We start from the raw sequence: 12293 nt of genomic DNA, 5'->3' as shown, positions 1-12293 counted from the left end.
TTACTGCACCGATGCGACCGTTTCGGGAAGTGCAAAGACCAGCATTGCATTCCCGCCCGAGGGGCGCCGCAGTTCCGGCAGCAGCGTGATCGGCATGCTGGTCGACCACGACGCGCCGCCCACGCCGACCGGCACCGCGATATACTGGCGTCCGTCCACCTCGTACGCGGCAAGATAGCCTTGGGCTGCTTGGGGAAGGCGCGTTTGCCACAAGACATCGCCGGTCTTTTCATCAAACGCGAACAGGTTGCGGTCCCAGTCGCCGCCAAAGACCACACCGCCCGCCGTCGTCAGCGTCGAGGTGTTGGCGGGCGAGCGCATGATGTGCTGCCACATGATTTCGCCTGTATCGACATTCATTGCGACAAAGCGGCCCATGTTGTCGGGGCTTTCGGGGCGCATGATGCGGGTGCTGCCAGCTTGGCCGTTGCCGCCACCGCCCGGAACCATCTCGACCTCGCGGTAGATCATACCCGCGTCGCAGGTCATGCTGATGGGAATGTAGACCGCCCGCGTTTCGGGGCTGAAGGCCATGGCACGCCAGCTCCGCAGGCCAGCGAGGCTGGGACACATGGCAATCGGGGTGTTCACCTCGGCCACCATACCGGGACGGTAATCGACGAAAGCGCCGTCGGCGATGTCGATCTGGTTCTGCCAGCCCAGATCATAGGCGGCAATCGGGGTGCCATCTTCAAGGCTGCCTTGCCACAACACGCCCAGCTTGCCCATGTTCACGTAACGCTGCTCGCCATCGAAATCGATCATCATGTGTTCGAAGGCTTCGTCGTTGTCGTTGCTGTCGCCGGGAATGTACTGGCGGTACCATTCGACATTGCCGCTGGTGGGGTCGATCGCCAGCACCGAATCGGTATAAAGCGTCGCGCCATCGTGCCCGCGGCTGGCGCGCGCCCACGGTTTCGCCTGCGAGATCCCGATTAGCACCAGCCCATGTTCAGCGTCGTAGGTGCCCGATGTCCAGATATCGCCGCCCGCGCGCATCAGATAGGGGGTACCGCCCCACGTATCGCCTTCGGCCTCATCCTCGATGGTGACGACGCGCCATTTTTCTTCGCCGGTTGCGGCATCAAGGCCGACGACAGCGCATTTTTCCTCGCGGAACCGCCAGCAGCCTTGATAGCCCGCCACGACGACCCCTTCGGCTACAATCGGGGCGGCGGTGAAATAGGCACCATCCTCGGGGCGCGCAACGCGGGTTTCCCACGCGACTTGGCCGGTACGGGCATCCAGCGCGATTATGCTGGCATCGGGGGCCGCGTAATAGATGTTGTCACCAAAGGCCGCGAGGCCGCGCGTGATGGCGCCGGGACGGACGGTATCGGGGAATTCGCGGCGGAATTCCCACAGCAGATCGCCCGTTGCGGCATTCAGCGCTTGCACGACGCCGCCGGGGTTCGCCAGAAACATGACGCCGTTATAGATCAGCGGGGCGGTTTCTTGTTGGCCAGGCTCCATCGCCCAGCCCCACGCCAGTTGCAGCTGGCTGGCGTTTTCAGGGGTGATTTGCGCCAGCGGGGAATAGCCCCAGCCATTGTCGGTATTGCGCCATTGCAGCCAGTCGCCATCGGCGGGGGCGCGCAGGGTTTCCTCGGTGATGGGGGTGTAGTTGGCGATTTCGGCCCATGCGGGCAGCGCGATCAGGCTGGATACGCCCAGGCCGAGGGCGGCGATGCGGCTGAGATGCTGTTTCATGAGGTCCTCTCTGGTTACAAATGGGGCCGGCTAGGGGCGGGGCAGAGACCCGTCGTCTTGCAAGGCGGTGAGGGCTTGGTCGATCATGTCGCGCAGCGCGCCATCTTGGCGGCGCAGCACGATGCCAAGGGTGCGGCTGGTCAGGTGCAGCGGTGCCAGATTGGCGCTGGTGTGCAGGTCGGGCAGGTGCAATTCGGGCAGGTAGGGCGACCAGACGACCGCGGCGGTCATCGTGCCCTCGCCCAAGAAACGGGTGACTTGGGAAATGTCGTCATAGGGCTGGCGGCGCAGCGTGCCAAAGGTGCCCGCCGCGATCATCTGCGCCAGTTCGGTATCGATCGGGGTGTAGACGGGGCTGCCCACCATCGCGCCTGCGGGTAGGTCGTCCAGTTGCTTGATGGCGGGGTCGCGCGTTACCAGCACGAAAGGCGCGGTATAATAGGGCTGCGTGATGGTCAGCCAATCGGGGTAGGGCACGCCGGCGATCAGCTCGGCCCCCATCATGCCGACGCATTTTTCAATCAGATAGACGAACAGGTCTGGCCAGATGCCGTCGCTGTCTAGCGCGTCGGTGTTGATCTGCATGGTTACGATGTCTGGCTGCAACAGCAGGGCTTCGGCCAAAAGGGTGGCGGTTTGGCGGTCGGTTTCAGCGGTGGCGCTGCCGGGCAAGACGCACAAGGGCAGGCGCTGCCCATGGTCGGGGCGGCGCGCGTCGTAGAATTCAGGTGCCACATAGGGCTGCTGCGCTGCGCAGGCGCCCGCGATCGCAATAGCCGCAAGGCTTATGGCGCATGTTCGGATCATGGTCGTGCTTGGCCCCGATAAAGGCTGCGGCGCGCCCACGGGGGGTGCGCCGCAGGGTGGTCATTCGCCCTGACAGAAGGGCTGGCGGCCCATTGCGCTTTCGACCCCGCCCAAGATATGCGCGCGGAAGTTGGCGTCGTCGAAGATTTCCTCGGTATGGCCAAGGACTGTCAGGAAGGCGCGGCCACCGTCGTAATAGTGGCACCAGCTGACGGGGTGCAGGCCTTCGTAGGTGCCGGGGTGGCCGTTGTAGCCTTGTGTGCCGCGTTCGCGGGTGGAATCGTCGGACGCCAGCAGAACACGGATATTGCCGCCCATCTGCGGGTCGGGCCAGATGTTGTAGAACTCGTCCGTCACGGTGAAGCTAGGCTGCAGGTCGCGCGTCGAGGCATCGCCTGCGGTAATCACGTTCACGGTGCCCGGCTGGTTTGGCCCGTGGTCGAACAGCTGGGTATTGCCCAACAGGCCGCGATACCATTCCCAGTTGTACATCGTGCCGAATGCGTTGTGGATCCCGACAAACCCGCCGCCGCTTTCCATATAGATGCGCAGCGCCATCATCGCCGCGCTGTCCAGAACATCGCGTTGGGTATTGAAGAAGATCACCGCGTCATAGGCCCGCAGTTGGCGCGCGCCCTGCACGTCGGTCACCTCGCTGGTGGCGGTGACTTTGATGTCGGCGCTCTCCAGCAGGTCGGTCAGTCGGGCGATGCCGTAGGGCGTGTTGGCGTGCGGGTTGCTGCCCTCGGCCACGCGGCTGTAGATCAGCACGCTATACCCGTTTGTCGCCGGATCGCGCCCGCCCCAGTCATTGTAGCAGGCGGGGTCGAGGCCTTGGCACACAGCGCCGTTCTGTGCGTTTGCGGCCTGCCCGACAAGCGTGCAGCCAAGCGCCATTGTTCCGGCAATCGCCAGTTTCGAAAGGCTTTTCAATGTCATGTCGTCCTCCCTCGCCGCCGCCCTTCTCCCCAAGGGCGGCGTGCGGGCAAAGCCTAGGGCGCATTCGGCGCGCGGGATAATGACATTTTGCCTGCCTTGTATAACTGCGAGATTATACCAGCGGGTCTATGGCTAGCGCAGGCGTCGCTGCAGCAGGGCAAGCGCCACGCACAGCAGGGCCGCCGCCGCGCCAAAGCTGATCACAGCCGTGCCGAGGCCGCTGATGTCGGCCAGATACCCCACCGCCAGCGTCGGGAAAATCGCCCCGAGGTACGATATGCTGAGGAAGCTTGCCAGTACGCCTGCGCGGTCTTCGTCGCCCGTCATCGCGTGCACGATGCGGATGCCCGACATAAACGACAGCCCGTGCCCAAGGCCGATCAGAACATCGGCAAGAAGGAAGGCCGCCGCCGCGTTGAACAGCATCGAAGGGATCAGCAGCAGCGCCCCGCAGCCCATCAGGCCCAGCGCCAGCGGCAGTGTGCGGCCCGTCGGCAGTTTGCGCGCGATGATCTGCACCCCCGCCGACAGGAATAGCACCGACCCCACGACCGTGCCCGATACCCCTGGCCCGCGCCACGGCAGCACATCGCCCAGAAACGATGGCGCAAGCGATGCCAGCAGGCTGAACAGCGCGTAGGCGGCGAATACGGCGAAAGATCCGACCAGCAACAGGCCGCTTTGCGCGGGCCACCCCAGTTGCGGAAGCAGCGAGACCGGCCGCCGTGGCCGCGCGGGCGGTTTCAGGCGCAGCAGCCCTGCCAGAATGGCCATCACCGGCACCAATACGACCACATAGGGCGTGATCAGCGGCCATGGTGCGAATTGGGCGATCAACCCGCACACCAGCGGGCCAAGCCCGAACCCCGCCATCGTTGTGACCGACGTCACAAAGGGCGCGTGCCGAATGCCCTGTGGCTCTAACTGGGCCATGCCCATAGCCGCGGCGGTCGAGATCATCCCCGAGGCAACGCCGATCAAAAAGCGCCCCGTGAACAAAACCCATAGCCCGCCCACCGGCAGGAGGGCCGCACCGGCTGATGCGATCAGCCCCAGCAGCATCAGCCCGCTGGCAAGGCGCAGCACTGTTACCGCGCCGATGCTGTCGCTGAGGCGGGCAAAAAACAGAAACGACGCCAACACGCCCAGCATATAGATCACGTAGATCAGCGTGGTCTGCGCGTGCAGCAGGCCCCAGCCGGCCTCGTATAATGGAAAGAGCGGGCTGGCCATTGTGGCGCCCATGGTGCCTGTAACCAAGGTGGCGGCTGTCAGGATGAATGGCCCCCAGGTGTTGGGCCGGTCGGAAGGCACAGTCGGCCTCGCTTTCTTGTCATATGTGGCGACTGCGGGCGGGTGTGGCCCGTAGCCGATTGTTTTGCGCCGCCGAAGGCCGCAAGAACGCACCAGCCTTTTGTTGCGCGCCGATCATCTTGGGCGGGACGACCAGCAGCGCGATCGCGAAACGCACCCCCGATATCATGTCAGGCAGAGCGTCTCGGGCGGCGGCGGTGTGCAGGGGCAGCATGAAGAATTGCGCCATCCGTATCAGCGAACGCGCGGCAGCATCAACACCCGAATAGGTGTGGATTACGGGCAGAAATTACGCCCAGTGCGATGGCGCGAGTGGTCGATTTCGCACCGATGCTGGGGTGCGGTATGAGCAGCCCGATGGCGCGACTGCATGTTACGCCCGCATGCGCCTTGTCAAAAAACTTTCGCACAGCCGTTGCGGCTTTGTCGTGTAAGCGCCGCAAAAGCCCTCCATCGGATCAAAACAGAAAGACCACTTGATGGATCGCCGTTCTTTCCTGCTTCGCTCGGCTGCCGTTGGTGCAGCGGCTGCGCTGCCCCGTTTCGCGCTGGCTGCGGACGGGACGCTTTACATGTATTCCAGCTCGGATTCGAATATCGTCGACTTCTGGACGAATGTGATCGTGCCGCGCTTTAATGCGACCAACCCCGGCGTTGCGCTGCGTGTGGTGGATGCGGGCGACAACGCTGGTCTGCGCGCTATTGGCGAGCGGGCGCTGGCCGCGCTGCCCACCGGCGCCGACCCGCAAGCCGAAATGTTCGAATCCTTCCGCCCCGAGGAACTGACCGGCACCGTCGAGGCTGGCCTTTGGGTCGACCTGTCGCAGGCGGGCCTGTCGAACTGGTCGCGTGTGAACCCCGCCGCGCTGGAATCGAATTATTCGATGCCTTATCGCGGTAGCCAAGTGCTGTTGGCCTATGATGCCACCCGCCTGAATCCCGCCGATGCGCCCAAAAGCTGGGACGAGTTGACGGCGTGGATCAAGGCGAACCCCGGTCAATTCATCTATAACCGCCCCGACAAGGGTGGCTCGGGCGGTAACTTTGTGCGCCGCGCCATTCACGAGGCGAACGGCCGCGACCCCGGAGCCTTCACTGTCGAGAATTATTCGGACGCTTTCGCCGCCGAGGCGCTGGGCAAAGCGTGGGACATTCTGAACGACATCGCCCCCGCGCTGTATGAACGCGGCAGCTATTCGGCGGGCAACACCCAGTCGATCCAGCTGCTGGCCCAAGGCGTTGTGACGATGACTCCCGTTTGGTCGGACCAAGTGCTGTCGGCCATCGGCCAGGGCGTGCTGCCTGAGACGACCGGCCTTGTGCAATTGCAGGATCTGGCGCTGTGCGGCGGTTTCTCGCGTGCGGTGGTGCTGGCCAATGGCGTGCAAAAAGAAGCTGCGCTGAAACTGGCCGACTTCCTGCTGACCGAAGACATCCAGTCGGCCGTGTTGACCGAACTGGGCGGTTTCCCCGGTGTTAGCTGGGATTACGTCGATCCGGCGCTGCGCGAGCAGTTCAAGGACGTCATCCCGACCTCGATCCCGACATTCCCGGGCGGGGCGTGGGAATCGGCGATCAACGATGGCTGGTATCGCGCCGTCGCACCGAACGTGGCCCGCGACTGATGAGCGCGGCGGACATCAAGGCCGCCAAGACCCACGGAAAACGCAACGGAAGGGGGCTGGTCGGCCTCCTTCTTGTTGCCGTTCCGGTGGGGCTTTTGGCGTGGCTGATTATTTTCCCCATCTTCAATGCCTTATGGCGGACGATGGTGGTCGACGGGCATCTGGCGCTGGACACCTATGCCTTTTTCTTTACCGATGCCTATAGTTTGAAAAACCTGTGGCTGACGCTGTGGGTCACGGCGGTTTGTGCGGCGCTGCTGATGGCGATCTGCCTGCCGATCGCACTGTATTTGCGCTTTGCCAAAAGCCGCGTTGCCAGCATCGTGCAGGGGCTGACGCTGTTTCCGCTGTTCGTTCCTTCGGTCATTCTGGCCTATGCGCTGATCCGCACGATCGGGCCCAATGGCGCTGTGGATATTCTGCTGGTGAATATGGGGCTGCCCAAAATCCACTCGCCTTACCTGACGCCGATGGGGCCGATTATCGGGTTGGTGTGGGACAATATTCCGCTGACGGTGCTGCTGCTGGTCGCAGGACTTGGCGCGGTGTCCGATAACGCGGTCGATGCGGCGCGCGATGCGGGCGCGGGCAAGCTGGCGGTGTTTCACCATGTGATCCTGCCCCAGATCGGCAATTCGATTCTGGTGGTGCTGTCGTTTACCGTGCTGGGCATCTTTTCGGCCTTCACCTTCCCCTATGTGCTGGGGCCGGCCAGCCCCGAAATGATGGGCCCGTTCATGCAGCGCACCTTTAGCCAAGTGCTGGATACGCGCATGGCGATGACGCAGGCGGTGGTCACCTTTGCGATTTGTGCCGTCTTTGGCGCCTTTTACGTGCGATCCATCGCGCGCGGCCAAAAGGAGCGCCGCTGATGCAAAAGAAATTCGACTGGCTGGGCGTGCTGATCGCAGCCGCCCTTGCCCTTGTCATCGTGCTGCCGCTGCTGGTGGTGGCGATCTGGGCCTTTACCGAGGTTTGGCGCTACCCCTCGTTGTTGCCGCAGCAATGGGGCACGCGGTTCTGGGGCCAAACGCTGGCCCGCGCCGATGTGTGGGAGGCGATCTGGCTTTCGATCCGGCTGTCGCTGACGGTCACCCTCCTGTCTGCCGTTATCTGCCTGCCTGCTGCCTATGCCTTTGCGCGGATGAATTTTCCGGGCAAGAACATCTTCTTCCTGTCGTTTCTGGCCAGCCACGCTTTTCCCAAATTCGGGTTGTTGGTGGCGATTGCCGGGATCTTCCTTGGGCTGGGGCTGGTGTCCAATTTCTGGGGCGTGGTGCTGATCCAGCTGGTGGGCACGCTGATGATGATGATCTGGATTCCCGTCGCGGCCTTTCAGAACATCGACCGCCGGATGGAGGAAGCCGCCCGTGACGCCGGCGCAGGGCCTTTGCGGGTCTTCCTGCAGATCAGCCTGCCGCAGGCGGCGCCCACGATTTTTGCCGCGCTGCTGCTGACCTTCGTCGGCACGTTTTATGAAACCGAAGGGGCGTGGCTGATCGGCGCGCCGCAGATCCGCACCATGCCGGTGCTGATGATCACCTTCATCAATAACCAGATCGTTGTCCAATACGGGGCCGTTTTGTCGGTGCTGCTGTGGATCCCCAGCTTTGTTGCCTTGCTGTTTGCGCGGCGGTTGGTGGGTTCGTCCAGCTTTGCCCGTGGCTTTGGTGTGTAAGGAGAAATCATGTCCAGTCTGACTTTGCGCGCATTGGAAAAATCCTTCGGCGGCACGCCCGTCGTCAAATCCGTCTCGCTTGATGTCGCCGATGGCGAGCTGGTGTGCCTGCTGGGGCCGTCGGGGTCGGGCAAGTCGACGATCTTGCGCATGATCGGCGGGTTCGAGGCTGCCGACAGCGGGCAAGTACTGATCGACGGGGCCGACATGACGCGCGTGCCGCCTGAAAAGCGCCCCACGGGTATGGTGTTTCAAAGCCACGCGCTGTGGTCGCATATGGATGTTGCCGCAAACGTTGCCTTTGGCCTGCGCTTGCGCGGTCTGGCCAAAGCCGCCATCGCCCAAAAGGTGGACGAGGTGCTGACGCTGGTGGGTTTGGAAGGCTATGGCAAGCGCCGCGTCTGGCAATTGTCTGGCGGGCAGCAGCAGCGCGTGGCCTTGGCCCGTTCGCTTGCGCTAGAGCCTAAAATTTTGCTGCTGGACGAGCCCTTTGCCAGTCTTGACCAACACCTGCGCGAGCACCTGCGCGAAGAGTTGCGTGATATCCAGCAGCGTCTGGGCATCACCACCGTCTTCGTCACCCACGGGCAGGACGAGGCGCTGGCGCTGGCAGACCGCATCGTCGTGTTGAAAGATGGGATGATCGAGCAAGCTGACACGCCCGCGCGCATCTACCGCCAACCGGCTACGCGTTTTGTTGCGGGCTTCATCGGCACGATGAACTTCGTGAAGACCGATTTCCGCGCCCAGCACTCGACCCACCCGTTGTTCCGCACCCGTGCCAATGTCGGCGATGGCCCCGCCACGCTGGCCATCCGCCCCGAGGCGATGCAGTTGGAACGGGGCGAGGGTGGGCGCATTCACCGCGTGACCGATTTCGGCACCCATATGCTGGCCGAGGTCGGCATCGACGGCTGTGACGCGCGGCTGAAAGTCATCTGCCCGCCCGGCGCGCCGTGGATGATGGGCGACAGCGTGCGCCCCTCGGCCACGGATGTGGCGGTGTTCCATGACTGAGCCGCTGTTCATCGATCATGCCCATGGTCGCACATGGCTGAAGTGGCACCGTGGGCGGCGGCAGGCGGGCGATATGGAATTCGATCCCGCCCGCATCTTGCAGGGCCTGCGCGCAGGTGCGCGGGTCGAGGTTGATCTGGTGCGTCATGCGGGCGGCGGCTTTGCCGTTCTGCACGATGAGACGCTGGATCGCGGCACCGACGGACATGGCCGCGTTGATGCCGCCGATGCCGAGACGATCCGTCGCCTGCGCCGCCGCAATGATCACGGGGCTCTGACCCAAACGGGCGTGGCGCTGCTGGGGGATCTGTGTGCTGCTTTGGCCGCGCATGACCTGCCGGCGGGCGCCCAGTTGCAGCTGGATATGAAAGAAACCAGCGCGACGTTGCAGGATGCTGATATTGCGGCCTTTGTTCAGGCCGTGCAGCCGGTGCAGCGCCATATGATCCTGTCGGGGGGCGATGCGCAGGCTGTTGCGCGGCTGTCGGCAGAACTGCCTGATTTGGCGACGGGGTATGATCCGTGCCATTTCGGCGCACTGGAACGGCTGGATGCCAGCGGAGACTATGCGGGTTTTGCCGCGCGGGCGCTGCAGGCGGCAGGCGATGCGCGGATGATCTATCTGGATTACCGCGTCGTTCTTTCCAGCGCAGTTGCGGGGTTTGATCTGGTCGGCGCTATTGGCCGCCCTGTCGATGCCTATACCTTGCAGCGCGTGACAGCCGACACCGTCGGGATCGCGCAGCAGTTGATGGCACTGGGTGTCGCGCAGATTACGACTGACGACCCCCTGGCGTTATGGAGCGCCCTGCAGGGCTAACGCACAGCCTTAAAAAAAGAAACCCCGGCCGATTTGGCCGGGGTTTTTGTTATGCGTGCCGCAACAGGGACCGAAGTTCGGGAACGCCGGTTGCGACATGGTCAGCCCCGGCGGCCCGCAGCGCAGCGGCTCTGTTCGGGCGGGGATCGTTTGGATCGACAAATCCGATGCTGCGCATGCCCGCCGCGCGGGCCGCGGTGATCCCGTGGGGGCTATCATCAATCATCGTGCAATTTTGCGCGGCGACCTGCATCCGCGCCGCGCAGAGCAGCAGTAGATCGGGTGCGGGCTTGGGCTGGGGGACCATGTCTGCGCTGTAGATATGTCCGGCGAACAAAGGCCATAGGGGCGTGACCCCCAAACTGGCCCGCAGGCGCGCGCTGCTGCTGTTCGATGCGACCGAGATTGGCCCCCCCAATCCCGCCAGCAGATCGATCATGCCGGTCATGGGCCGCAGCTGGGTTGCAAAGGCGGCAAACAAATCGGATTGCCACTGCGCGAACAAGCCATCAACATCTTGCAGGCCGTAGGTCTCGACGCAGATCTGCTGGATGACGGGCAAGGCATTGCCGGTAAAGACGCGGTGGGATTCCTCGGCCGTGATCGCGATATTTTTGCGGCGCAGAGCGGCGGCCAGCGTGGCACTGGCCAAGGGTTCGCTATCGATCAGAACGCCGTCGCAGTCGAAGATGATCGCGTTCATACGGTCAGAGCCTTGCGGACAGCCAAAGCCACATCGGGATTGTCTGTCGTGATCTGGCGCAACCCGCAGGACATCCACTTTTCCAGATCCGCCGGGGTGTTGGTCACCCACGCGCCCAATCGCTCTAGCGGGACGTGCTGGGCAAAGATGTCCCAATGTGCGCCCAGCAGCGATTTTTCGACGGCGAGGATATCGACAAGATCTAGCCGCTTTTGCAAGCCCACCAGCACGCCGTCGCGGTCTGCGCCCTTGCGATCATAGGACGACAATCTGCGAATATGGGGGGCGAGGGTTTTCAGGGTCTGCAAAACGCCCAGATCAAAGCTGGTCAGGACGCAGCGATCGGCGATGCCCAAAGCTGTCACCAATGCGATCGTTTTGGCCTCTAGCCCAGCATAGGGCAGGGCGTTGGCGTCGGTTTTCAGCTCGATATGCAGCTCGAACGGGGTTTCTTTGTAGATGTCCAGCACGTCCGCCAGCGTGGGAATGGTGTCGCCGTGGCCGTCCTTTAGCAAAACCTGACGGTGGGCGCCTGCGGGCAGGGCGCTGACAGGCCCTGCGTGGTCGGTGGTGCGATCCAGCGTCGCGTCATGGATCACCACGATCTCGCCTGCGCCATCAAGGTGAATGTCGAATTCAACAGCCTCGACGGGCATCTGGCGCAGGTTCAGAAAGCCCGTGCGACTGTTTTCGGCCCATAGGTTACGGGCCCCGCGGTGACCGGCAATAAGGGTCATGTTCATTCCTTTCGGGGGTTATTTGTCACCGTCCACAACGCCGCGCGTCATGGCGCGTTGCAGGAAGATGACGACAAGGGCAGGGGGCAGCATGACGAAAAACGCCGCAGCCATAGACAGGTTCCATGCCGGTGGTTGATCCGGGCCAGGCACCAGACTGCGCAGCCCCAATATGACGGTGCGCATGTCGGGCGTGGTGGTGAACAGCATGGGCCACAGGTATTGGTTCCAGTTGCCGATGAACAAGATCACCGCAAGCGCGGCCACATTGCTGCGCGACAGCGGAAGCAGGATGTCGAAAAAGAAGCGCACCGGCCCTGCGTTGTCCAACTTTGCCGCTTCCAGCAGCTCGTCTGGCACTGTCATGAAAAACTGCCGGAACAAGAATGTGGCCGAGGCCGAGGCGATCAGCGGCAGGATCAGTCCCGGATAGCTGTTGATCAGGTTCCAGTTCATGGCCATCTCCAACCGGTAGCCGGTGACTGTATGGATCAACCCTGTCAGGCCCGTCGCGGCGAACAGGTCGCGCAGCGGCCCGCCGACATCGGCGATTGCCTCGTAAGTCGGGATGATCCGCGCCTCGATCGGCAACATCATCGAGATGAAGATCAGCCAAAACATGGTCATGCGAAAGGGGAACCGGAAATAGGTGATCGCAAAGGCGGCCATCAGCGAGATCAGGATCTTGCCCGCGACAATGCCCAGCGTGACGATCAGCGAGTTCAGGTAAAGGCGCGAGAAATCGGCTTTTTGCCATGCCTCGGTGATGTTGGCCCAGAAATTGTCGCCGGGCAGCAAGGGGAACGGGGCCTGTTGCAGCCGGACATAGTCAAGCGAACCAGCCACGAACGACAGATACAGCGGCACACAGACAATAGCCGCCCCGACCGCCAGGATCAGGTAGCATACAAAGGTCAGCCAAGGGTTACGTTCGACCATGTGA

13 protein-coding genes are annotated in these 12293 nt (G+C 62.9%); 5 read left to right on the top strand and 8 right to left on the bottom strand.

Annotated elements, in window-relative coordinates:
- The 5 genes from BVG79_RS09560 to BVG79_RS09540 all read right to left on the bottom strand — a co-directional run bounded on the left by BVG79_RS09560 (position 1) and on the right by BVG79_RS09540 (position 4999).
- The gene (locus BVG79_RS09560) at positions 1-1710 is read right to left on the bottom strand and encodes a pyrroloquinoline quinone-dependent dehydrogenase (protein ID WP_085786693.1); all 1710 of its coding nucleotides are present in this window, start codon (positions 1708-1710) and stop codon (positions 1-3) included.
- Positions 1711-1740: 30 nt separating this feature from the next.
- On the bottom strand, positions 1741-2517 hold the full coding sequence (locus BVG79_RS09555; RefSeq protein WP_085786692.1) for a substrate-binding periplasmic protein: 777 nt from the start codon (positions 2515-2517) through the stop codon (positions 1741-1743).
- A gap of 60 nt (positions 2518-2577) precedes the next feature.
- A complete protein-coding gene (locus BVG79_RS09550) occupies positions 2578-3456 on the bottom strand; it encodes a ThuA domain-containing protein (protein WP_085786691.1) in 879 nt (292 codons plus the stop codon).
- A 132-nt stretch (positions 3457-3588) separates the two neighbouring features.
- Positions 3589-4701, bottom strand: a complete 1113-nt coding sequence (locus BVG79_RS09545) for an MFS transporter (protein ID WP_085786690.1) — start codon at positions 4699-4701, stop codon at positions 3589-3591.
- An 88-nt stretch (positions 4702-4789) separates the two neighbouring features.
- Positions 4790-4999 (bottom strand): hypothetical protein, encoded by a 210-nt coding sequence (locus BVG79_RS09540; RefSeq protein ID WP_085786689.1) that lies wholly within the window; start codon positions 4997-4999, stop codon positions 4790-4792.
- Positions 5000-5249: 250 nt separating this feature from the next.
- On the opposite strand from BVG79_RS09540, the gene BVG79_RS09535 reads away from it, so the two are divergent.
- Genes BVG79_RS09535 through BVG79_RS09515 form a run of 5 tightly spaced genes read left to right on the top strand, consistent with a single transcriptional unit; the run spans position 5250 to position 9910 of the window.
- Positions 5250-6395, top strand: a complete 1146-nt coding sequence (locus tag BVG79_RS09535) for an extracellular solute-binding protein (RefSeq protein ID WP_085786688.1) — start codon at positions 5250-5252, stop codon at positions 6393-6395.
- Complete coding sequence (locus BVG79_RS09530; protein WP_085786687.1) at positions 6395-7267, top strand: ABC transporter permease; 873 nt, start codon at positions 6395-6397, stop codon at positions 7265-7267. Before BVG79_RS09535 ends, BVG79_RS09530 begins: the two co-directional genes overlap by 1 nt.
- Positions 7267-8073, top strand: a complete 807-nt coding sequence (locus tag BVG79_RS09525; protein WP_085786686.1) for an ABC transporter permease — start codon at positions 7267-7269, stop codon at positions 8071-8073. Before BVG79_RS09530 ends, BVG79_RS09525 begins: the two co-directional genes overlap by 1 nt.
- A gap of 9 nt (positions 8074-8082) precedes the next feature.
- A complete protein-coding gene (locus tag BVG79_RS09520) occupies positions 8083-9090 on the top strand; it encodes an ABC transporter ATP-binding protein (protein WP_085786685.1) in 1008 nt (335 codons plus the stop codon).
- Positions 9083-9910, top strand: a complete 828-nt coding sequence (locus BVG79_RS09515) for a glycerophosphodiester phosphodiesterase (protein ID WP_085786684.1) — start codon at positions 9083-9085, stop codon at positions 9908-9910. The genes BVG79_RS09520 and BVG79_RS09515 overlap by 8 nt, the downstream gene beginning before the upstream one ends.
- Positions 9911-9959: 49 nt before the next feature.
- Here the strand turns inward: BVG79_RS09515 and BVG79_RS09510 are convergent, their stop codons facing one another.
- Genes BVG79_RS09510 through BVG79_RS09500 form a run of 3 tightly spaced genes read right to left on the bottom strand, consistent with a single transcriptional unit; the run spans position 9960 to position 12289 of the window.
- Positions 9960-10613 carry an HAD family hydrolase gene (locus BVG79_RS09510; RefSeq protein ID WP_085786683.1) on the bottom strand — a complete coding sequence of 218 codons (654 nt, stop codon included), beginning with the start codon at positions 10611-10613 and terminating at the stop codon, positions 9960-9962.
- Positions 10610-11350 carry a glycerophosphodiester phosphodiesterase family protein gene (locus BVG79_RS09505; protein WP_085787347.1) on the bottom strand — a complete coding sequence of 247 codons (741 nt, stop codon included), beginning with the start codon at positions 11348-11350 and terminating at the stop codon, positions 10610-10612. Before BVG79_RS09505 ends, BVG79_RS09510 begins: the two co-directional genes overlap by 4 nt.
- Before the next feature lie 18 nt (positions 11351-11368).
- Entirely contained in the window at positions 11369-12289 is a 921-nt protein-coding gene (locus BVG79_RS09500; RefSeq protein WP_085786682.1) for an ABC transporter permease subunit, read from the bottom strand.
- Between the last annotated feature and the right edge of the window lie 4 nt (positions 12290-12293).

Source organism: Ketogulonicigenium robustum, assembly GCF_002117445.1.
In the GTDB taxonomy this organism is placed as follows: Bacteria; Pseudomonadota; Alphaproteobacteria; order Rhodobacterales; family Rhodobacteraceae; genus Ketogulonicigenium; species Ketogulonicigenium robustum.
Note: the sequence above shows the minus strand (reverse complement) of the source record. Positions and strands in the feature narration are given on the sequence as shown.